At 58.2% G+C, this 20,185-nt stretch carries 20 protein-coding genes; 11 read left to right on the top strand and 9 right to left on the bottom strand.

All coding sequences use genetic code 11. The features are described from left to right. The first annotated feature begins 132 nt into the window (after nt 1–132). A complete protein-coding gene (locus ACZ5FP_RS02255; RefSeq protein WP_223613910.1) occupies nt 133–909 on the top strand; it encodes a Bax inhibitor-1/YccA family protein in 777 nt (258 codons plus the stop codon). Between the two features lie 99 nt (nt 910–1,008). Then, nucleotides 1,009–1,557 carry an N-acetyltransferase family protein gene (locus ACZ5FP_RS02250; protein WP_464661892.1) on the top strand — a complete coding sequence of 183 codons (549 nt, stop codon included), beginning with the start codon at nt 1,009–1,011 and terminating at the stop codon, nt 1,555–1,557. A gap of 6 nt (nt 1,558–1,563) precedes the next feature. On the opposite strand, the gene ACZ5FP_RS02245 is transcribed toward ACZ5FP_RS02250, so the two are convergent. The 3 genes from ACZ5FP_RS02245 to acnA all read right to left on the bottom strand — a co-directional run bounded on the left by ACZ5FP_RS02245 (nt 1,564) and on the right by acnA (nt 5,996). Continuing rightward, the gene (locus ACZ5FP_RS02245; protein WP_464661891.1) at nt 1,564–1,935 is read right to left on the bottom strand and encodes a DUF2794 domain-containing protein; all 372 of its coding nucleotides are present in this window, start codon (nt 1,933–1,935) and stop codon (nt 1,564–1,566) included. A 395-nt stretch (nt 1,936–2,330) separates the two neighbouring features. Continuing rightward, a complete protein-coding gene (locus ACZ5FP_RS02240) occupies nt 2,331–3,101 on the bottom strand; it encodes a DUF1223 domain-containing protein (RefSeq protein WP_464661889.1) in 771 nt (256 codons plus the stop codon). A gap of 207 nt (nt 3,102–3,308) precedes the next feature. Further along, on the bottom strand, nt 3,309–5,996 hold the full coding sequence (gene acnA, locus ACZ5FP_RS02235; protein WP_464661887.1) for an aconitate hydratase AcnA: 2,688 nt from the start codon (nt 5,994–5,996) through the stop codon (nt 3,309–3,311). 300 nt (nt 5,997–6,296) lie between these two features. Between acnA and ccmA the strand changes: the two genes are divergently transcribed. The 5 genes from ccmA (at nt 6,297) to ACZ5FP_RS02210 (ending at nt 9,195) form a co-directional block, all read left to right on the top strand. Next, nucleotides 6,297–6,908, top strand: a complete 612-nt coding sequence (ccmA, locus tag ACZ5FP_RS02230; protein ID WP_464661885.1) for a heme ABC exporter ATP-binding protein CcmA — start codon at nt 6,297–6,299, stop codon at nt 6,906–6,908. After that, the gene (gene ccmB / locus ACZ5FP_RS02225; protein WP_346307066.1) at nt 6,908–7,573 is read left to right on the top strand and encodes a heme exporter protein CcmB; all 666 of its coding nucleotides are present in this window, start codon (nt 6,908–6,910) and stop codon (nt 7,571–7,573) included. Before ccmA ends, ccmB begins: the two co-directional genes overlap by 1 nt. Before the next feature lie 91 nt (nt 7,574–7,664). Then, nucleotides 7,665–8,429 (top strand): heme ABC transporter permease, encoded by a 765-nt coding sequence (locus ACZ5FP_RS02220; protein WP_464661883.1) that lies wholly within the window; start codon nt 7,665–7,667, stop codon nt 8,427–8,429. 2 nt (nt 8,430–8,431) lie between these two features. Beyond that, on the top strand, nt 8,432–8,602 hold the full coding sequence (gene ccmD, locus ACZ5FP_RS02215; RefSeq protein ID WP_464661882.1) for a heme exporter protein CcmD: 171 nt from the start codon (nt 8,432–8,434) through the stop codon (nt 8,600–8,602). Continuing rightward, nucleotides 8,599–9,195 (top strand): DsbE family thiol:disulfide interchange protein, encoded by a 597-nt coding sequence (locus tag ACZ5FP_RS02210; RefSeq protein ID WP_464661880.1) that lies wholly within the window; start codon nt 8,599–8,601, stop codon nt 9,193–9,195. The genes ccmD and ACZ5FP_RS02210 overlap by 4 nt, the downstream gene beginning before the upstream one ends. A gap of 5 nt (nt 9,196–9,200) precedes the next feature. On the opposite strand, the gene ACZ5FP_RS02205 is transcribed toward ACZ5FP_RS02210, so the two are convergent. The 6 genes from ACZ5FP_RS02205 to ACZ5FP_RS02180 all read right to left on the bottom strand — a co-directional run bounded on the left by ACZ5FP_RS02205 (nt 9,201) and on the right by ACZ5FP_RS02180 (nt 15,536). Further along, a complete protein-coding gene (locus ACZ5FP_RS02205) occupies nt 9,201–9,869 on the bottom strand; it encodes a septation protein A (protein ID WP_464663140.1) in 669 nt (222 codons plus the stop codon). Then, nucleotides 9,869–11,320 carry a signal recognition particle-docking protein FtsY gene (gene ftsY, locus ACZ5FP_RS02200; protein WP_464661878.1) on the bottom strand — a complete coding sequence of 484 codons (1,452 nt, stop codon included), beginning with the start codon at nt 11,318–11,320 and terminating at the stop codon, nt 9,869–9,871. Before ftsY ends, ACZ5FP_RS02205 begins: the two co-directional genes overlap by 1 nt. A gap of 23 nt (nt 11,321–11,343) precedes the next feature. Further along, a complete protein-coding gene (gene mtaB / locus ACZ5FP_RS02195; protein ID WP_464661876.1) occupies nt 11,344–12,627 on the bottom strand; it encodes a tRNA (N(6)-L-threonylcarbamoyladenosine(37)-C(2))-methylthiotransferase MtaB in 1,284 nt (427 codons plus the stop codon). Beyond that, nucleotides 12,627–13,520 (bottom strand): diaminopimelate epimerase, encoded by an 894-nt coding sequence (gene dapF / locus ACZ5FP_RS02190; protein ID WP_464663139.1) that lies wholly within the window; start codon nt 13,518–13,520, stop codon nt 12,627–12,629. The genes mtaB and dapF overlap by 1 nt, the downstream gene beginning before the upstream one ends. A 122-nt stretch (nt 13,521–13,642) precedes the next feature. Beyond that, nucleotides 13,643–14,659, bottom strand: coding sequence for an NADP-dependent oxidoreductase (locus tag ACZ5FP_RS02185; RefSeq protein ID WP_464661875.1), 1,017 nt, complete (start codon nt 14,657–14,659; stop codon nt 13,643–13,645). A 70-nt stretch (nt 14,660–14,729) separates the two neighbouring features. After that, on the bottom strand, nt 14,730–15,536 hold the full coding sequence (locus tag ACZ5FP_RS02180; protein ID WP_464661873.1) for a siderophore-interacting protein: 807 nt from the start codon (nt 15,534–15,536) through the stop codon (nt 14,730–14,732). 336 nt (nt 15,537–15,872) lie between these two features. Here ACZ5FP_RS02180 and ACZ5FP_RS02175 point away from each other — a divergent pair, with 336 nt between their 5' ends. The 4 genes from ACZ5FP_RS02175 to sucC all read left to right on the top strand — a co-directional run bounded on the left by ACZ5FP_RS02175 (nt 15,873) and on the right by sucC (nt 20,183). After that, nucleotides 15,873–16,424, top strand: a complete 552-nt coding sequence (locus ACZ5FP_RS02175; protein ID WP_464663138.1) for a protease inhibitor Inh/omp19 family protein — start codon at nt 15,873–15,875, stop codon at nt 16,422–16,424. A 63-nt stretch (nt 16,425–16,487) separates the two neighbouring features. Then, nucleotides 16,488–17,669 carry a cell division protein ZapE gene (zapE, locus tag ACZ5FP_RS02170; protein WP_464661872.1) on the top strand — a complete coding sequence of 394 codons (1,182 nt, stop codon included), beginning with the start codon at nt 16,488–16,490 and terminating at the stop codon, nt 17,667–17,669. A gap of 292 nt (nt 17,670–17,961) precedes the next feature. After that, entirely contained in the window at nt 17,962–18,924 is a 963-nt protein-coding gene (mdh, locus tag ACZ5FP_RS02165) for a malate dehydrogenase (RefSeq protein ID WP_130271272.1), read from the top strand. Nucleotides 18,925–18,989: 65 nt separating this feature from the next. After that, entirely contained in the window at nt 18,990–20,183 is a 1,194-nt protein-coding gene (gene sucC / locus ACZ5FP_RS02160) for an ADP-forming succinate--CoA ligase subunit beta (protein ID WP_223613895.1), read from the top strand. The last annotated feature ends 2 nt before the right edge of the window (nt 20,184–20,185 follow it).

The following is a 20,185-nucleotide window of genomic DNA, read 5'->3' as shown; positions in this document are numbered from 1 at the left end:
ATCTTGAGTGAAACAGGTCTTGTTATCGCCCTGCTGAATCCCCATAATTCACCGCAAGGCATGCTGGGGTCCCGCCAGCGGCGCCTGGGAATAACCCCCGACACCCGACGGGACGAAGCAATGAGGAAAACCATGGCTGACTATCGCAACATCCAGGCCCGTACATCGGCCGGAGTGCGTGTGGACGCGGGGATCGATCAAGGTCTACGCAGCTACATGCTGAAGGTCTACAATCTGATGGGGATCGGTCTCGCAGTGACCGGTCTTGCCGCGCTTGCAATTGTTTATCTCGCAACCACCAATGACGCATCACTTGCCGCGCATCAATTGCCGAATGGCAAGATGCTGACCAGCCTTGGCGTGGCGCTTTACGGCTCGCCCCTGCGTTGGGTTGTTATGCTCGCACCGCTCGCTGCGGTGTTCTTCTTGAGCTTCCGCATTGAGAAAATGAGCGTTTCGGCGGCCCAGACAACCTTCTGGGTTTATGCAGCGCTCGTCGGTGTTTCTCTGTCTTCGATCTTCCTTGTCTATACGTCGGGAAGCATCGTGCAGACATTCTTCATCACCGCTGCATCCTTTGGTGCGCTGTCGCTCTACGGCTACACGACGAAGCGCGATCTCTCCGGAATGGGTTCGTTCCTGTTCATGGGTCTGATCGGCATTCTCCTTGCCGGTGTGGTCAACATCTTCCTGCAGTCCAGTGCTTTGCAGTTTGCAATCTCTGCGATCGGCGTTCTGGTCTTTGCAGGTCTGACGGCCTATGACACCCAGAGCATCAAGGAAATGTACTATGAAGGCGACAGCTCGGACACCTATGGCCGCAAGGCGATCATGGGTGCGCTGCGCCTCTATCTCGACTTCATCAACATGTTCATGTTCCTGTTGCAGTTCCTCGGCAATCGCAACTGATCCTGGACGTTATGAACGAGTGAAAATGGGCAGCGGAAACGCTGCCCTTTTTCTTGGCGGCATTGCATTCATCCGATATTTTTGCGATCGATTGCGGTCATGACCAGCATTCATATCCGCCCGGCACAGCTCACTGACCTGCCCGCTATCACCGCAATCTATCGCGATGCGGTTCTGCACGGTACGGCCACCTACGAGATCGAGCCGCCCGCGCCGGCGGAGATGACCAAGCGGTTCCATACGATCACCAGTGATGGTTTCCCCTACAGCGTGGCCGAGATTGACGGCATCGTGAGCGGCTACGCCTATGCCAGTTATTTCCGTACCCGCCCGGCCTATTGGTGGAGTGTCGAGGATTCGATCTACATTGCGCCGCAGGCCAAGGGCAAAGGCATGGGCAAAGCCCTGCTTCAACGCTTGATCATCGATTGCACGGCGCTTGGATTTCGCCAGTTCATCGCTGTTATCGGCGATGGTCACGCTGCGTCAGCGTCTGTGCGCCTGCATACCAGTTGCGGTTTCAGGCATTGCGGCACCATTGAAGGATCGGGTTTCAAGCATGGCCGCTGGCTGGATACGGTTCTCATGCAGCTTGATATGAATGGCGGGACCACGACCCTCCCGGGGCCGGCACCTTTGAGAGGTTGAGCAGCTTTAGCTCCGCACGACCTGCAGCGATTTGTCGAATATCCTGAGTACCCTGTCGAGTTCCGTGCCGCGCTTGAGAATAAGACCGCTCGCGGCAATCACGCTATAGGCGCCTTGCTTGCGGGCCAGCCGCGGATTTTTCTCGATCCGGAACATCGGCACTTCACTGGTTCGGCGAAACACAGAAAACACAGCCCGGTCATTCAGATGGTCAATGGCATAATCGCGCCATTCGCCTGCTGAAACCATGAAGCCGTATATTCTGAGGATTTGATCAAGTTCCCGCCGATTGAATGTAACGGGGAGATCATGTGCGCCGGAGAGTGAAATGAGTTTCGCCTGCTGTTGCGATTCGTCGCCACCTGCATTGCTGTCCATCAATCAATCCGCCCTTAGATTTGCCGTATGACAACTGGATGACAGAAGGGTGACCTGTTCCGCCCGCATTTACAAGCCTGTAAGTGTCAGGGCGCGCGCAATTGAACGCAAAAATGTCGTTGCCATTGTGCCTTTCACAAAGGAATACGCCCTGTTTCCATTGGTGATGTCTGGCCACAGTTTCGCCATGTTGCACTCGCATTGCCGCCGGATTTCAGACCCACCTTCAGCCCGTTGTCTGAGACGGTTCGGTCTTGAGCGGTCCGATACCCCAAGCCCCCCGCCCAAACGGGCTGTTCTGGCCGAACCATTCAGTCTCTCAATGGCAACAAGCCCCAAGACTTCAGGCTGGTTTTACCAGCCTTTTTTCTTGCCTGCAGAAATGCTCTTTATAATCAGGGCTTTGTCATGATCGAGGCGCCAATGATAGGCCCCGGTTTGCCTTCACCAAGCATTTCCTGCAACAGGACAGCGCAGCCGGAAGCCTTCTTGCTGGCAATCTCGGTCAGCGGAATTTCGATCTTCTGCGATTTGCCATCCCACATGCCAACCGTTTCCATTGCGCGGACGCTGTTGGCGTAGCTGACATTGCGCCCGCCGTTCTCGCCATCGGGTATGGAAACAATGGTTTCCTTGTTGAAATAGGCGAGAAGAACGCGCACAGGATTTTTTGCGGCAGCCCCCTCACCAATATTGATGACCAGGCGATCCGGAGAGGTTTTTTCGATCGATACGGGAATTGTCAGTCCAGAATCACCATTGCGCATCTCATCGATTCGGCGCCGGATTTTAGCGCCGTCCTGACCGTTTACATGCTCGCGGCCATTGAGGATTGCCTGCGGTGTGTAAACACCTGTCAGTCCAAGTGCCTTGCGATAGGCATTCTGCCGCGCGGTGTTTTCGGGCAGCGCAAGATTATCCACCCACCCGCGATAATCCCAATAGTCAACATGGAAGGCCAGTGCGACGACTTTCCCTTCCGCGACCAACTGCTTGAGGACGGCATCGGCTGGTGGACATGAGCCGCAGCCCTGCGAGGTATAAAGCTCAACCACGCCATCTGGTTTCGTGCCGATGCTCCCGGCATAAACCGGCCACGTGAACCCCGCCGCTACAAGGAGCGGGCAGGCGATCAGAATGGCTTTGAGCAGGGTGCGCAGGGTCAAGGGTACGAGCTTTCTTCCCGAATTTTTCTTTGATCTTGTATGAGAGTGATTGCCAGACAATTGATAGGGATGCGTTTTATCAAGAGGAAGTCACTTTGAGGTGAATTCGATCACGTTTACAGGCAAAACCATATAATTATTGGCGAAATCGCGAAAAAAAGACCGCCGGTTGCCCGGCGGTCTCCGATTTCAGAGCTTTTCGCTGCTTTAAGCGGCGAGATCGCGCAGCACGTACTGCAGGATGCCGCCATTCTTGAGGTATTCCAACTCATCGATTGTATCGATACGGCAGATCAGCGGTACCTGCTTGACCGTACCATCCACGAACGTCACCGTGGCATGGGTCTTCTGGCGCGGCTGGATCGTGGCAAGACCTTCGATCGAAACTGTCTCATCGCCCTTCAGGCCAAGCGACTGCCAGCTCGTGCCCTCTTCCAGAACGAAGGGGACGATGCCCATTCCCACGAGATTCGAACGATGGATGCGCTCGAAGGACTGGGAAATCACTGCGCGAACGCCGAGAAGGTTCGTGCCCTTGGCCGCCCAGTCACGCGATGAACCGTTGCCGTATTCGATACCTGCAAAGATGACCAGCGGGACATTCTCGCTGCGGTACTGCATGGCGGCATCATAGATCGGCATTTCCTCTTTCGAGGGGTAATGGATCGTGTACCCGCCTTCGCGGCCATTTTCGCCAAGCATGTGATTGCGGATGCGGATATTGGCGAAGGTGCCGCGCATCATCACTTCATGGTTGCCGCGACGCGTGCCGTACTGGTTGAAGTCCAGGGGTGCCACACCGTGATCGGTCAGGTACTTGCCGGCAGGCGAGGCCGCCTTGATCGAACCGGCCGGAGAGATGTGGTCGGTGGTGATCTTGTCGCCGAAGAGTCCAAGGATACGTGCACCCTTGATATCGTTGACGATGCCGGGTGTCTTGCCCATGCCGACAAAGTAGGGCGGGTTCTGCACATAGGTCGAGTTGTCGTCCCATGCATAGGTCTGGCCAGCGGGCACCTTGACGTCCTGCCAGTTCTGGTCGCCCTTGAACACATCCGCATATTTGGATGCGAACAGCTTGCGGGTGACGTTCTTGGTGATGAACTCCTGAATCTCGTGGGAAGACGGCCAGATATCCTTGAGGAACACCGGGTTGCCGTCCTGATCTTCGCCAAGCGGCTCGGTTGTCAGGTCCTTGGTGACCGAACCGGCCAGGGCATAGGCAACAACCAGCGGCGGAGAAGCCAGGTAGTTCGCCTGGACGTCCGGCGAAACGCGGCCTTCGAAGTTGCGGTTGCCGGAAAGCACGGCTGCAGCGATCAGACCCTTGTCATTGATGGTCTTGGAGATTGGTGCAGGCAGCGGGCCGGAATTGCCGATGCAGGTGGTGCAGCCGAAACCGACCAGATTGAAGCCGAGCTTGTCGAGTTCAACCTGCAGGCCGGCATTTTCAAGATAGGCGGCAACAACCTGCGAGCCGGGCGCCAGCGACGTCTTCACCCAGGGCTTGGACTTCAAACCCTTGGCAGCGGCGTTGCGGGCGAGAAGGCCGGCGGCAATCAGCACACTCGGGTTCGAGGTGTTGGTGCAGGAGGTGATCGCCGCAATGGCAACATCGCCATGGCCGAGATCATAGTCTTCGCCTTCAACCGGATAACGGGCATCAAGCTGCGTGGTCTTCTTGTATTCCTTCTGCAGCGATTCGTGGAAACCGGAGGCAATGCCCTCGAGGGCAATACGGCCTTCCGGACGCTTCGGGCCCGCCATGGACGGCACCACGGTGCCGAGATCGAGTTCCAGCGTGTCGGTGAAAACAGGATCGGCTGAACCGGGTTCGCGCCACATACCCTGCGCCTTCGAATAGGCTTCGACCAGTGCCAGACGCTCTTCGTCGCGGCCGGACATATGCATGTAGTTGATGGTTTCGCGGTCGATCGGGAAGAAGCCGCAGGTGGCGCCGTATTCCGGACCCATATTGCCGATGGTGGCACGATCAGCCAGCGTCATGCTCTCGAGGCCGGGGCCAAAGAACTCGACGAACTTGCCGACGACGCCCTTCTTGCGCAGCATCTGAACCACGGTGAGAACGAGATCGGTTGCCGTGACGCCTTCCTTGACCTTGCCGGTCAGGCGGAAGCCGATGACTTCAGGCAAGAGCATGGAAACGGGCTGACCCAGCATGGACGCTTCCGCTTCGATGCCGCCAACGCCCCAGCCCAAAACGCCAAGGCCGTTGACCATGGTCGTGTGCGAATCAGTGCCAACACAGGTATCGGGATAGGCGACGGTGACGCCGTCTTCTTCCTTGGTCCAGACTGCCTGGGCCAGATATTCAAGGTTGACCTGATGGCAGATGCCCGTGCCCGGAGGGACGACGCGGAAATTCTTGAACGCCTGCTGGCCCCACTTCAGGAAGCGGTAACGTTCGCCATTGCGCTCGTATTCGAGATCGACATTGCGCTTGAAAGCCTGTGGATTGCCGAACTCGTCAACAATCACCGAGTGATCGATAACCAGATCAACCGGGACGAGCGGATTGATCTTTTCCGGGTCGCCGCCAAGGTTGACCATGGCATCGCGCATTGCTGCAAGGTCCACGACCGCAGGAACGCCAGTAAAGTCCTGCATCAGGACACGGGCCGGGCGATAGGCGATTTCAGCGCCGGCACTGCCGCGATCGACAAGCCATTTGGCGACGTTTTCGATGTCCTTCTTGAAAACCGAGCGATTGTCTTCAAAGCGAAGCAGGTTTTCGAGGAGGACTTTCATGGAGAAGGGGAGCTTGGAAATGCCTTCCAGGCCGTTTTTCTCAGCTTCGGTCAAGCTGTAATAGACATATTCCTTATCCCCTACGGATAGGGTTTTACGGCATTTGAAACTGTCGATTTGAGACATGTTGCGTCGTCCTTATGCTACTGGCCTCACCCGGGACGAACGCCTTTGCCGCGTTTCAAGGACGCGCTAAGGTGCGGGTGCAGTCATTTCCGCTGTCCGTCCCGCTACAGGTCCGAAAAGGCGCCCGTATTGAAGATCGGCCAAAAATGGTTTCCATGCCGACCGCTGGCATGGTTGACTGCTATATAGAGATTTTCATCGATCTGTGCCAGACCGACATTCGTCAAAATTTGAGACTGCGTCGAAATGCACATGGGTCATTCCGGGCGGCACGTCGGGGTTAACAAGAGCGGGAACTTCATGCGGTTAGTCGCCGAAAATCTGGCAGGGGAGCGGGGCGGGGAGATTTTGTTTTCCGGGCTGAACTTTGCCGTCACGGGTGGAGAGGCGCTGATGATTACGGGGCCGAACGGTGCCGGGAAATCAACGCTCCTGCGAATCATCGCCGGACTTCTGGACAAAGCCGAAGGCCGTATCCGGCTTGATGCGGCACCAGCCGGTTTCGACGGGCTTGTTTCCGCCTGTCATTATCTCGGTCACCTCAATGCCATGAAACCCGTCCTGAGCGTCGAGGAGAATCTGCGCTTCTGGCAGTCGTTCAGCGGCATCGGGAACCATACGATTGGTGAAGCGCTGGACCGCGTGCAGCTCGGCGATATCGGCCATCTACCATTCGGCTATCTCTCCACGGGGCAAAAACGGCGTGCCAGTATCGCGCGGCTCTTGATCAGCCATCGCCCGGTCTGGCTTCTGGATGAACCGACAGCGGGCCTCGACAAAGGATCGGAGGATCAGTTTGCCGGCGTCATGCGTGCGCATCTTTCCGGCGGCGGTATCGTCGTTGCCGCAACCCATCTGCCGCTGGGATTGGACGGGGCTCAGGAACTCGTGATGGGAAGGGGCGGTTTCTGATGCTTTCGCTGTTTCTCCGCGACACCCGATTGGGTCTGCGTGCCGGTGGAGGCGTGCTGATCGGGATATTGTTCTTTCTCGCCGTTATCGCCGTCGTGCCGTTCGGCGTCGGGCCGGATTTGAAGCTCCTTGCGCGAATCGGACCCGCGATGCTGTGGATCGGTGCCCTTCTGGCGACGCTGCTCGGTCTCGACCGGCTGTTTCAGGCCGACCGCGACGACGGATCTCTCGATCTGCTGATCATGGCTTCGGACCGGCACATATTGGCATTGACCGTACTGGTGAAATGTCTGGCACATTGGAGCACGTGTGTGCTGCCGCTGGTCATAGCTTCCCCTTTGCTCGGCCTGTTCATGAACATGGAGCCCGCAGCCATCGGCGCGACAACGCTGACCCTGCTCGTCGGCACACCGGCCATCACGCTGATCGGCGCCGTCGGCGCCGCGGTTGCCGTCGCATTGCCGCGCGGCGGTCTGCTCGTGTCGGTGATCATCCTGCCTTTGACCATTCCCGTGCTGATCTTCGGCGTGTCGGCAGCCTACGGAGCAGTGCAAGACCCCGCGCCTTTTGTCGCGCCCTTTCTTATTCTCGTTGCAATTACACTGTTCTTTGCGGTCATTGGACCGCTGGCAGCCGCCGCAGCGTTGAAATCGTCGGCTGATTGACATGCGCCGCGCGACGCACGATCCTTTCGGGCTTGGGAGGATCGTGTGATGGTGAATTGCGAAACAGAGCCCGGGAAGCTAAGAAATCGCCATGACTGAAGCTGTTTCAAAAGCCGGACGCTGGATCGATCTGGCCAACCCAACCCGGTTCATCAACTTTGCCGGGATCGTGCTGCCATGGCTTGTCGGGATCACATTGCTGGTTCTGGCTGCCGGATTGTGGATGTCATTTCAAGCGCCTGACGATTATCAGCAGGGTTCGACCGTCAAGATCATGTTCATCCATGTGCCTTTCGCATGGCTGTCGATGATGTGCTACACGGTCATGAGCATTTCAGCCATCGGAACGTTGGTCTGGCGCCATCCATTGGCGGATGTCTCCGCCAAGGCAGCAGCACCCATTGGCGCTGCTTTCACAGCTCTCGCACTCATTACCGGCTCGTTGTGGGGCAAACCCATGTGGGGCACCTGGTGGGTGTGGGACGCACGGCTGACTTCGGTTTTCGTGCTGTTCCTGATGTATCTCGGTATCATTGCGCTGACCCGGGCGATGGACGATCCGGCAAAATCCTCCAAAGCGACGGCTATCCTGACGCTGGTCGGCTTTATCAACATTCCGATCATCAAGTTCTCCGTCGACTGGTGGAACACATTGCATCAGCCCGCATCGGTTATCCGCATGGGAGGACCCACTATTCATCCTTCATTGCTCTGGCCGCTTCTGGTCATGGCCGTCGGCTTCACGCTCCTGTTCTTCACCCTGCACATCATGGCCATGCGCAATGAGATCTGGCGCAGGCGGGTTGTCGCCATGCGCCGTATCGCGGCACGCAGTGCGGAACGGAGGGGGGTGTAATCATGACCCATACGGCTTTTGTCCTCGCGTCCTACGGCGTGTCCATAGCGGTCCTCGCGGCGCTCGTCGGCTGGATACTGATCGATCAGCGCACGCAGCGCCTCGCGCTGCAGGAGCTGGAAACCCGCGGCGTACGCCGCCGCTCCGAGGCGCGGACGGATAACGCATCGTGAGCGGACCGGATATCAAAGGACAGGCTCCACACCGACGTTTCTCGCTGTTTGCCTTCCTGCCCCTGCTGCTCTTTGTGGTTCTGGCCGGTATCTTTGCCTTCCAGCTCGCGCTCGGGCGGGACGAAAGTGTCATCCCCTCGGCATTGATCGGTAAGCCAGCCCCGAACCTGATCCTTCCGCCTCTGGCAGGATTGACCAAGGGCGGTCTACCGGTTCCGGGTATGGAACCGTCCGCCTTCAAGGGTCAGCTGACACTGGTCAATGTCTTCGGCTCGTGGTGTGTGCCGTGCCGTGCGGAACATCCGCTGCTGATGCAGCTCGCCAAGGACAAGCGGTTTCGCATCGCCGGTCTCAACTACAAGGACAAGGACGAAAACGCGCTGAAATTCCTGGGCGAACTTGGCAATCCGTTCGACATGATCGGCGTTGATGCGAGCGGCCGGGCCGGGATCGAATGGGGCGTCTACGGCGTGCCGGAAACTTTCCTTGTCGGTCGCGACGGCACCATTCTCTACAAGCACGTCGGACCTTTCAGCGAGGCATCGATCCGCGATGATCTGATGCCTGCTGTCGAAAAGGCGCTGAAGCCTTAGAGCGACTATTTTTCCTTGCCTTGCGTATTTTTGCCGGCCAAGGGTTCAAGCGAATGTTTCATTACCAGCGGCATTTGCGCGAAGGTGAAAAGCAAGGTGATGGGCATGGTGCCCCAGACCTTGAAAGCAACCCAGAAATCCGTCGAGAAGCTGCGCCAGACCACCTCGTTCAACACGGCCAGGAACAGGAAGAATATGCCCCAGCGCAGGGTGAGTTTGCGCCAGCCTTCGGCATTGAGCTTGAAAGCGCTGTCGAAAACATAGCCGAGAAGCGATTTGCCGAAGTAGAGGCCGCCCAGCAGGATCACCCCGAACAGGGCATTGATGATGGTCGGCTTTATCTTGATGAAATTTTCGTCGTGCAGCCAAAGTGTCAGCGAACCAAACACCAGAACCACGATGCCTGAAACCAGCGGCATGATCGGCAGGCTGCGGATCAATATCCACGACACGGCCAGCGCCAGTACGGTTGCGACCATGAACAGCGCGGTGGCGATGAAAATCGGCCCGCCAATGTTCGCCAGCGCGGGAAAGCGCTCGATCAGCCATTCGCCGCGGGAATTGGCGAAGAAGAAGACCATCAACGGTCCGAGTTCCAGCACCAGCTTGAGAAGGGGTGTGACTTCCTTGCGCTTGGGATCGGATGGATCCCGTTCAAATACGGATTGGTCCATCATGCAACTCCCGCGATGGCTTTGGCAAAATCTTTGGCGGCAAAGGGCTCGAGGTCATCGACCTGTTCGCCCACGCCGATGAAATAGACCGGCAATTTGTGCCTGGCTGAAATGGCAACGAGGATGCCGCCGCGTGCCGTGCCGTCGAGCTTGGTCATGACGAGACCGTTGACGCCGGCGACATTCTTGAAAATCTCGACCTGATTGAGGGCATTCTGGCCGGTGGTGGCATCCAGTGTCTGCAGCACGGTATGCGGTGCATCGGGATCGTTCTTGCCGAGGACGCGGACAATCTTGGCAAGTTCGTCCATCAGCTCGGTCCGGTTCTGCAGGCGTCCGGCCGTATCGATGATCAGCACGTCGCTTCCTGCCTCCTTTGCCTGTTTCCAGGCATCATAGGCAAGCCCGGCCGCATCGGCACCTAGCTTCGACGAAACCACCGGTGCGCCGGTGCGTTTGCCCCAGATATGCAATTGCTCGATCGCCGCAGCCCGGAATGTATCGCCGGCCGCCAGCATGACGCTGAGACCACCCGCTGTGAGTTTGGCTGCGAGCTTGCCGATGGTCGTGGTCTTGCCGGTGCCGTTGACGCCGACAACCAGAATGACATGCGGCTTGTGCGAAAGGTCGAGCTCCAGTGGCTTGGCAACCGGCCCGAGCACCTTTTCGATCTCAGTCGCCATAATGGTGCGGACTTCCTCCGAACTGATATCCTTGCCGTAACGTGTGGCGCTCAGGGAACCGGTGATGCGGATGGCGGTTTCCATGCCGAGATCGGCCTGAATCAGCACATCTTCGAGATCCTGCAGCGTGTCTTCGTCGAGCTTGCGACGGGTAAAGATTCCGCCGATGGAATCGCCCAGCTGCTGGGATGAGCGGGCCAGGCCCTTGCGCAGCCGTTCGAACCAGGTAAGGCGTTTCTCCGGCTCGGCGGTAACCTGCTCTTCGGCCTTCTTTTCCTCTACGGTCCTGGTGACTGTTACCTTTGACGAGGCCGGCTTGGGCGCCACAACCGGCTCCACCGGTACAGGCATGTCGACAATGGGTTCCGGCACATGCACGGGCGGGGTCAGCGCTTCTGCCAGCGTCTGTTCAAACGGTTCTTCCGCTGCGTTGAACGGAATGGGCAGTTCTTCCACGACCGGCAGAACCACCGGTTCGGGCTCGGCCAACGCCGTTTCCGGAACGACTGGCGCTATGACCGGTTCGGGTTCCGGCTCGATTGCAACCGGCGCTGGTTCTTCAACGGGCGCCGGCTCAACCAGCTCGGTCTCGACAGGTTCCGCCTCAGCTGGAACGGGCAGGGCTTCCTGTGCCGTTGTGTCCTCATAAACCTGTTCGGTGGTCGGTTGAACAGGCGCCTCGAGCGCGGGGACAGGTACTTCGGCCGGAACTTCGTCGACTTCCTTCTTGCCGAATGAAAATATCTTTTTGATAAAACCCAGAGCCATGAATGCTGCTTTGCTCGTTGTGATTACGCTGCGTGCCGGTCGCTGTCTGCGGCCAGCAGCCTGTCGCCGTCATGCCCGCTGATCGGCCGTTCAATGATTTCGCCGGGTGCCCCGCCGTTCAGCCCGACGAGGGTAAACCCTTCAGTGCGGCCAAGCCCCTCGCGTTCGACGAGTATGCGCTGGTTCGTGCCGACAAGACGGTCGAGATGGGAGTGATAAGCGGCTTCGCCCGCCGCCCGCAGCCGGGCAGCGCGGGTTTTGACGATCTGCCGGTTCACCTGCGGCATGCGCGCTGCCGGCGTGCCTTCGCGTGGGCTGAACGGGAAGACATGCAGATGGGTCAGCCCGCATTCCTCGACAATCCCGATGGAGTTTTCAAACATCTCATCGGTCTCGGTGGGGAAACCGGCAATGATATCGGCACCGAACACAATATCGGGGCGGATCTTGCGGACGTTTTCGCAGAACTCGATGGAGTTCTCGCGCAGATGGCGGCGTTTCATCCGCTTCAGGATCATGTTGTCGCCCGACTGCAGCGACAGATGCAAATGCGGCATCAGCCGGCTTTCCGTCGCCAGTGCCTCCATCAGATCATCATCCGCTTCGATGGAATCAATGGAGGAGAGGCGCAGACGCTTCAGATCAGGCACTTGGCCGAGAACGGTCTTGACGAGCTTGCCGAGGCGCAAGGAGCCCGGCAGATCGGGTCCATAGCTGGTCATGTCGACGCCGGTGAGGACCACTTCGTTATAGCCGTTGCCGACGAGCCGTTTGACCTGTTCGATCACGCCGCCCATCGGTACGGAGCGGGAATTGCCGCGGCCATAGGGGATGATGCAGAACGTGCAGCGATGATCGCAGCCGTTCTGCACCTGCACAAAGGCCCGTGCCCGGCCCTCGATGGCATCGACCATGTGGGATGCGGTTTCACGCACCTCCATGATGTCGTTGACGCGCACCTTCTCGAACTGGTTCACACCGAAATCGGGCAGCATGCGGTACGAATTGGATTTCAGCTTTTCCTCGTTGCCGAGAACGAGATCGACCTCATCCATGGCGGCAAATTCGTCAGCCCCGGTCTGGGCGGCGCAGCCGGTGACAATGATGCGGGCCTGCGGATTGTCGCGGCGTGCCTTGCGGATTGCCTGCCGCGCCTGCCGTACCGCTTCGCTGGTTACGGCGCAGGTGTTGAAGATGATCGCACCATTTTCCAGCGCACCAAGCCCGGCGGCGTCGGCCTCACGCTTCATCACCTCGGATTCGTAGGTGTTGAGGCGGCAGCCAAACGTGACGACATCCACAGCCATCAGGCGGCTCCCTGCGATGGCGTTGTCTCGTCCCGCTGCCATTGACCACTCTGCGGATCAAACGAGCCGGAAAATTCCCATTCGGCGGGTCCGGTCATCATGACATGATCATTGTCCAGCCATTCAATCACCAGCGGACCACCGGGAACGGTCACCGTCACGGTTCGTTCGGTGCGGCCCGTGCGGGCACCGGACACGGCAGCTGCGCAGGCGGCCGAACCGCAGGCCCGGGTCAGCCCGGCGCCGCGCTCCCAGGTGCGCAGGGTCATGGCATTGCGGCTGGTCACGTGGGCGATCGAGATGTTGGCGCGTTCTGGGAAAATCGGGTGATTTTCAAGCAGCGGGCCAAAGCGCTCGAGATCGTAGGTCCAGACATCCTGCTCGACCCAGAAGATCGCGTGTGGGTTGCCCATGCTCGCGACGGAGGGGGAGTGCAGGACAGGCGCATCAATCGGTCCGATCTGCAACTCGATCTGGCGTGTGTCGTGGAAGGCTTCAGCCAGCGGGATTTCCTGCCAGCCGAAACGCGGCTTGCCCATATCGACGGTAATCATGCCGTCGGCATGTTCATGGGCGGTCAATATTCCGGCGATGGTTTCGAAGGTGAATTCCCGTTTGCCGGTTTCGGCGGCAAGAGCCTGCACGACACAGCGCATGCCGTTGCCGCAGGCCTGTGCCTGAGTGCCGTCGGAGTTGATGATCTCGATATAGGCTTCCGTACCCTGGGTGCGCGGTGCATGGATAGCCATGATCTGATCGAACTTGGTGGCTGGATCGCTATTGAGCGCAATGGCGGCTCCCGGCGCAACATGATCCGCACGGCCGCGCATGTCGGCAACGATTATCTCGTTGCCAAGCCCGTTCATCTTTGCAAATTGCGCGCGCACCGCCATGCTTCTGTCAGCCTGTATAGTCATTCCGATGTCGATAGAGGGCTTATATGGCGGAAAAGGTGAAGAATTGCCAGTGCCAGCCGTATCAAAGCTGTGTCACCGTCATTCAACCCTGTCCGGCGTCAGGCGACCCGGATCACCAGCTTGCCGAAATTATGCCCTTTCAGCAGCCCCATGAAAGCTTCCGGAGCGTTGGCGAGCCCATCGACAATGTCCTCGCGGTACTTGACTTCGCCGCTGCGCAACCAGCCGCTCATGGTTTCAAGGAAGACCGGACGCTGATCGATGAATTCACGCTGAATGAAGCCGCGCACGGTCAGGCTCTTCTTCAGAATGTCGCGCATGAGCGCCGGCAGTCGATCCTTGCCGGAAAGATCGAGACCGTCATATTGTGCGATCAGGCCGCAGACCGGCACACGCGCGAAGGTGTTGAGCAGCGGGAAAACCGCGTCCCAGACCGCACCGCCGACATTTTCAAAATAAACGTCGATACCGGACGGACAGGCCTGTTGCAGCTGTTCGGCAAAATCGGGTGCGCGGTGGTCAATCGCGACATCGAACCCCAGTTCGTTGCGGACGAATGCACATTTGTCTGCGCCGCCTGCAATGCCGACCGCCCGCGCCCCCTTGATTCGGGCGATTTGGCCGACCGTCGACCCCACCGGTCCACTGGCCGCGGCAACGACGACGGTTTCCCCTGGCTTGGGCTGGCCGATGGTCAGGAGTCCCGCATAGGCGGTAAAACCCGGCATGCCGAGAATGCCGACAGCCGTTGACAGCGGCGCGGCATTCGGATCGAGCTTGCGCAGACCGGCACCATCGGAGAGGGCATAGCTCTGCCAGCCGGAATGGGAAAGAACGATATCACCAGGTTTGTAGCCGGGATGTTTGCTCTCGATCACCTCCGCAACGGTTCCGCCTTCCATGACCCCGTCAATGGCAACCGGGGCGGCATAGGACACAGCATCGTCCATGCGGCCGCGCATATAGGGATCGAGAGACAGAAACAGAATCTTGAGCAGGATCTCGCCGTCGCCAGGCGCGAGAACCGGTACGGCTTCGATGCGGAAATTGCTCGGCTTTACCGGTCCTTGCGGCCTGGATGCGAGGACGATACGCGTGTTTTGCGGCTGAGACATGTTCTTGATCCTTATGGGGAGGGCATAAACCCTACCCCAGCGCCGTCAGCCCGGCAACGCAAAGATGATGTCAATGGGGCTCGTGCGCGTCCGCCACGCCGCGCAACCAGTAACCGGCCGCTTTCACCCATTCGCCGTTGAAGCCGCGCTGTTCGACCAGATGGGTTCGGATGGATTTGGATATGCTGCTTTCGCAAGCGATGAAAGCGTAGCAATCACCCTCGGGCAACGTCAGGCTTTCAATCGTCCGCAGCAACAGGTCATTGTTGCCGGCTTCCGCACCGTTGCGGTGAACCCAGACAATCCCGGCCTTGGCGCTGGACTTGAGCTCTTGTTCTTCGGCTTTGTCCTCAACCTCGATCACCGCGACGACGCGGGCCGTGGCCGGCAGTTCTTCGAGTCGGCGCCCGATAGCGGGGAGGGCCGTTTCATCGCCAGCCAGAAAATACCAGTCATAGGCATCGGGAATGATCATCGAGCCGCGTGGTCCGCCAATGACAATCTGCTGACCGGGCTTAGCCTGTGCTGCCCACGTGGATGCGGGGCCATCACCATGCAGCACGAAATCGACATCAAGGGTTTTGGATGCTGCATGATAGTTGCGCGGTGTGTAGTCCCGCATTTCCGGACGCGGCGTGTCTTCCGGAAAACTGATCCCATCGGGACCGAGAACGGGAACAATCGGCCCGCTTCCGGCAGGCGGAAAGAAAATCTTGATGTGATCGCCATAACCGGCGCTGACAAAACCTTCCAGCTGGTCGCCGGCAAGCGTGACGCGCACCATGCGCGGTGTCAGATGTTTGACGTCCTGCACATCGAGGAGGCGCAGGCGGGTTTCGTGACGAATTCGTTGAGGTGTTTTATTTATGAGTGTCATGCTCAAGAAATATCCTTGCCGTCGATGGACTTCAATGGGGCGCCTCACACATTTCCGTCATTACCGCGTATTGCCATCATAAGACTTTATTCACCTTAAAATGGTTGACTTGCGCAAGGTTATGGCTTCCAGCCAAACGGGAACGGCTCTGGATAGTGTGGCGATATTGCCAGTTCAGGGAGTTTTCGATGCTTCTGCCGCGGCGGCAGGCCGGAAACAGGCTTGTTTTGCCGCCTGGCGGGTTGAAATTTCGCCGCGATATCCTTTGTATCGTGGGTAACAATGCCAAGTCGAATCGCATTTTTTCTGTTGGATGCGTAGATGGAGAGTAAGACTATGGGGACTTTGAACGTCAATTTGCTGGCCGTTGCCGCTGTCGGCATGGTTCTGGCAGGCTGCCAGAGTACGCGCTTTGACAATGATGGTATGGACCGCGTTACGCCCCGGCCTGCGCCCTTGCAGTCTGCGCCGTCCGGATCTGTGACCCAGAGCCAATTGCCGCCACCCGGCGGAGCCAATCAGTTTCCGACCGCACCAACCACCGGTAGCGGTGCTGCGCCTACTGGCCAAGGCACGCAGGTCGCGTCGCTTCCGCCGGCAAACGCTCCTGACGTCACCGCCGGCAGTGTTGCCGGTGTCTGGAACGCCTCACTGGCCGGTCAGTCCTGCAAGATCGCAACGCCGCAGACCAAATTCGGTCAGGGTTATCGCGCCGGTCCATTGCGTTGCCCGGGTGAACTGGCAAATCTTTCGTCCTGGGCCGTGAGCGGCAAGCAGCTCACCCTTTACGATGCAGCAGGCGGCACGGTTGCCCGGCTTTACTCTTCAGGGTCTTCGCGCTTTGATGGCCAGACCTCCGGCGGGCAGAATCTGAGCCTGTCACGTTAAGCCTGAAAGGGGAGTGTGCAGCGCTAATTCAGCTGCTGCACACATCCGGAGACTGCAGTCCGCATGTCGCACGATAATCTGAAAGTGTTTCCCTCCGTGCGCGAGCGCTACGATTCGCTGGTGCAGGCGGGGGATATTGCTGTCGATCCGGCACAGGAGCATCTGGCGGATCGTTTCGACCGGCTGATACGCGAGCTTGCCACAAAGCGGCTTGCCACCAAGTCCAGTGCGCTGGGCTGGCTGTTCAGCCGCCGCTCGCCGCGGCATGAAGTGATCAAAGGTCTCTATATCTTTGGCGAGGTCGGGCGCGGCAAGACCATGCTGATGGACATGTTTCATCAGCTTGTCCCGGCCAAGCGCAAGCGCCGGGCACATTTTCTCGATTTCATGGCCGATGTGCACGAGCGCATCAATGCGCATCGCAAAGCGCACAAGAACGGTGAGACGAAGCAGGACGATCCGATCCCGCCCGTTGCCGATGCCCTGGCGGAGCAGGCTTGGGTTTTGTGTTTCGATGAGTTTACTGTCACAGATATCGCCGATGCGATGATCCTGTCGCGCTTGTTCAGGGCGCTGTTCGAGCGTGGTGTCGTGCTCATTGCCACATCCAACGTGGAACCGGACAATCTTTATCGCGATGGTCTCAACCGCCAGCTGTTCCTACCGTTCATCGACCTGCTCAAGACCCATGTCGATGTGGTCAATCTGGATGCCCGTACGGATTACAGGCTGGAAAAGCTCAACCGCATGCCGGTTTACCTCTCGCCTTTGTCCGACGATACAAAGCAGAAAATGGATGAAGCCTGGCATACGGCAACCGAAGGTGCCGCCGTTTCAGAGGAGCATTTCAAAGTCAAAGGCCACAATGTGGTGGTGCCGCGGGCAGCACGGCATGTCGCGCGTTTCGGCTTTGCCGATCTCTGCTCGAAGCCTTTGGGTGCGCTGGACTATGCGGCCATCATTTCGCGCTACCAGACCATCTTCATCGATGATGTGCCGATTCTCGATTATGCCAGACGCAACGAGGCCAAGCGCTTCATTATCCTGATCGATATTTTGTACGATCACCATGTGCATGTGGTGATTTCCGCGGCGGCATCACCGGACAAGCTTTATGAAGCCAAGCGGGGTACCGAAGCTTTCGAATTTGACCGCACCGCATCCCGGCTTTTTGAAATGCAGAGCGAGGAGTACCTGGCTGAGGCAGCGCAGGCGCAGGAAATGCCGATATCCTCGGAAGCCTGAATGGCTATCAAATGACTGTGATACGGGTCGCCCTTATTTCATCATTTTGATATGTTGCCTATGTTAGATAATGCCAGAAAAACCTTCCCCAAGCTAAATTCAATTGACGTTTACGTAAATCCCATCAAATCTAAACGATTGAATTTATTGAGGGGAAAATTTTTGGTTGAGTTATTTTTGAAAGAGGAATATTCGAACGTCCCAACGCAAAGGCGCATGATCGCGGGCTCTGCCCGACGTCGTCGATGTCCTTTGGCGTCCGTCCAGACTTCAGATCAGGGAAGTAACCAGCATGGCACGTAACAAAATCGCCCTCATCGGTTCAGGCATGATCGGTGGCACATTGGCACATTTGATCGGGCTCAAGGAGCTCGGTGACATCGTGCTCTTCGACATCGCAGAAGGCATTCCTCAGGGCAAAGGGCTCGATATTGCCCAGTCGTCACCGGTTGACGATTTTGACGCCAAGCTCGTCGGCGCCAATGATTATTCGGCGATCGAGGGTTCGGATGTGGTCATCGTGACCGCCGGCGTACCGCGCAAGCCCGGCATGAGCCGTGACGATCTGCTCGGCATCAACCTCAAGGTCATGGAACAGGTTGGCGCGGGCATCAAGAAGTATGCGCCCAACGCCTTCGTCATCTGCATCACCAACCCGCTCGACGCGATGGTCTGGGCATTGCAGAAATTCTCCGGCCTGCCGAAGAACATGGTCGTCGGCATGGCCGGCGTTCTCGACAGCGCCCGCTTCCGCTATTTCCTTGCTGATGAATTCAAGGTTTCGGTGGAAGATGTCACCGCCTTCGTTCTCGGCGGCCATGGCGATTCGATGGTGCCGCTTGCCCGTTACTCGACCGTTGCCGGCATTCCGCTGCCGGACCTCGTCAAGATGGGCTGGACCAGCCAGGAAAAGCTCGACCAGATCATTCAGCGCACCCGTGACGGCGGCGCGGAGATCGTTGGCCTGCTGAAGACCGGTTCGGCCTTCTATGCCCCGGCATCTTCCGCCATCCAGATGGCTGAAGCCTTCCTCAAGGACAAGAAGCGCGTCCTGCCTGTCGCAGCGCACCTCTCCGGCCAGTACGGCGTCAAGGACATGTATGTCGGCGTACCCGTCATCATCGGTGCTGGCGGCGTCGAACGCATCATCGAAATCGATCTCAACAAGACCGAAGAAAAGGCGTTCGAAAACTCGGTGGCCTCTGTCGCCGGTCTTTGCGAAGCCTGCATCGCCATCGCGCCGAATCTCAAGTAATTCGGCCTGAACGTTCTGAAACGATCCCGTGCACGCACCGGATTTTTCGTAGAGGAAGTTAACTGATGAATATTCACGAATATCAGGCCAAGCGCCTGCTCCACTCCTTCGGTGCGCCGATTGCCAATGGCGTTGCCGTCTATTCCGTCGAGCAGGCGGAAGAGTGGGCGAAGACGCTGCCCGGTCCGCTTTATGTGGTGAAAAGCCAGATTCATGCGGGCGGCCGTGGCAAGGGCAAGTTCAAGGAACTCGGCCCCGATGCGAAGGGCGGCGTCCGCCTTTCCAGGTCGGTCGAAGAAGTTGTTGCCAATGCCAAGGAGATGCTCGGCAACACGCTCGTTACCAAGCAGACCGGCCCGGCCGGCAAGCAGGTCAACCGTCTCTACATCGAAGACGGCGCGGACATTGATCGCGAGCTCTATCTGTCGATCCTCGTCGACCGCACGGTTGGCCGTCCGGCTTTCGTGGTATCCACGGAAGGCGGCATGGACATCGAAGCTGTCGCGCACGACACACCGGAAAAGATCATCACCGTCGCGATCGATCCCGAAAAGGGCGTGACCGCAGATGATGTAAAGAAGATCAACGATGCTTACGGCCTGACCGGCGAAGCCCGAACGGACGGTGAATCGCTGTTCCCGATCCTGTACAAGGCTTTCACCGAGAAGGACATGAGCCTGCTCGAGGTCAACCCGCTGATCGTCATGACCAATGGCCGCCTGCGCGTTCTCGACGCCAAGGTTTCCTTCGATGGCAATGCCCTGTTCCGTCATCCCGACGTGGTCGAGCTGCGTGACACGACGGAAGAGGATGCCAAGGAAATCGAGGCTTCCAAGTATGATCTTGCCTATGTTGCTCTCGACGGCAACATCGGCTGTATGGTCAATGGTGCCGGTCTTGCCATGGCAACGATGGACATCATCAAGCTGTATGGTGCAGAGCCTGCGAACTTCCTCGACGTTGGCGGCGGCGCCAGCAAGGAGAAGGTGACGGCCGCATTCAAGATCATCACGGCCGATCCGGCGGTTGAAGGCATCCTGATCAACATTTTCGGCGGCATCATGAAATGTGATGTGATTGCCGAGGGTGTGATTGCCGCGGTCAAGGAAGTGGGCCTCAAGGTTCCGCTGGTTGTCCGTCTTGAAGGCACCAATGCCGAGCTCGGCAAGAAGATCATCAATGAAAGCGGCCTCAATGTCGTTTCCGCCGATGATCTCGATGACGCCGCTCAGAAGATCGTCAAGGCAGTCAAGGGCTAAAG

The sequence above is a fragment of the Phyllobacterium sp. T2-21 genome (assembly GCF_055378485.1).
The sequence above is the reverse complement of the archived record's forward strand: the minus strand, read 5'-3'. Positions and strand labels throughout refer to the sequence as shown.

What these genes read in the sequence shown, in the direction of transcription:
- mtaB (WP_464661876.1), bottom strand. Translation starts at nt 12,627, where the DNA reads ATGGCTGTGGATGTCGTCACGTTTGGCTGCCGCCTCAACACCTACGAA.
- ccmA (WP_464661885.1), top strand. Translation starts at nt 6,297, where the DNA reads ATGCGGTTAGTCGCCGAAAATCTGGCAGGGGAGCGGGGCGGGGAGATT.
- acnA (WP_464661887.1), bottom strand. Translation starts at nt 5,996, where the DNA reads ATGTCTCAAATCGACAGTTTCAAATGCCGTAAAACCCTATCCGTAGGG.
- ACZ5FP_RS02250 (WP_464661892.1), top strand. Translation starts at nt 1,009, where the DNA reads ATGACCAGCATTCATATCCGCCCGGCACAGCTCACTGACCTGCCCGCT.
- ccmB (WP_346307066.1), top strand. Translation starts at nt 6,908, where the DNA reads ATGCTTTCGCTGTTTCTCCGCGACACCCGATTGGGTCTGCGTGCCGGT.
- ACZ5FP_RS02220 (WP_464661883.1), top strand. Translation starts at nt 7,665, where the DNA reads ATGACTGAAGCTGTTTCAAAAGCCGGACGCTGGATCGATCTGGCCAAC.
- ACZ5FP_RS02185 (WP_464661875.1), bottom strand. Translation starts at nt 14,659, where the DNA reads ATGTCTCAGCCGCAAAACACGCGTATCGTCCTCGCATCCAGGCCGCAA.
- ACZ5FP_RS02175 (WP_464663138.1), top strand. Translation starts at nt 15,873, where the DNA reads ATGGGGACTTTGAACGTCAATTTGCTGGCCGTTGCCGCTGTCGGCATG.
- dapF (WP_464663139.1), bottom strand. Translation starts at nt 13,520, where the DNA reads ATGGCGGTGCGCGCGCAATTTGCAAAGATGAACGGGCTTGGCAACGAG.
- ACZ5FP_RS02245 (WP_464661891.1), bottom strand. Translation starts at nt 1,935, where the DNA reads ATGGACAGCAATGCAGGTGGCGACGAATCGCAACAGCAGGCGAAACTC.
- ccmD (WP_464661882.1), top strand. Translation starts at nt 8,432, where the DNA reads ATGACCCATACGGCTTTTGTCCTCGCGTCCTACGGCGTGTCCATAGCG.
- sucC (WP_223613895.1), top strand. Translation starts at nt 18,990, where the DNA reads ATGAATATTCACGAATATCAGGCCAAGCGCCTGCTCCACTCCTTCGGT.
- ftsY (WP_464661878.1), bottom strand. Translation starts at nt 11,320, where the DNA reads ATGGCTCTGGGTTTTATCAAAAAGATATTTTCATTCGGCAAGAAGGAA.
- mdh (WP_130271272.1), top strand. Translation starts at nt 17,962, where the DNA reads ATGGCACGTAACAAAATCGCCCTCATCGGTTCAGGCATGATCGGTGGC.
- ACZ5FP_RS02180 (WP_464661873.1), bottom strand. Translation starts at nt 15,536, where the DNA reads ATGACACTCATAAATAAAACACCTCAACGAATTCGTCACGAAACCCGC.
- ACZ5FP_RS02255 (WP_223613910.1), top strand. Translation starts at nt 133, where the DNA reads ATGGCTGACTATCGCAACATCCAGGCCCGTACATCGGCCGGAGTGCGT.
- zapE (WP_464661872.1), top strand. Translation starts at nt 16,488, where the DNA reads ATGTCGCACGATAATCTGAAAGTGTTTCCCTCCGTGCGCGAGCGCTAC.
- ACZ5FP_RS02205 (WP_464663140.1), bottom strand. Translation starts at nt 9,869, where the DNA reads ATGGACCAATCCGTATTTGAACGGGATCCATCCGATCCCAAGCGCAAG.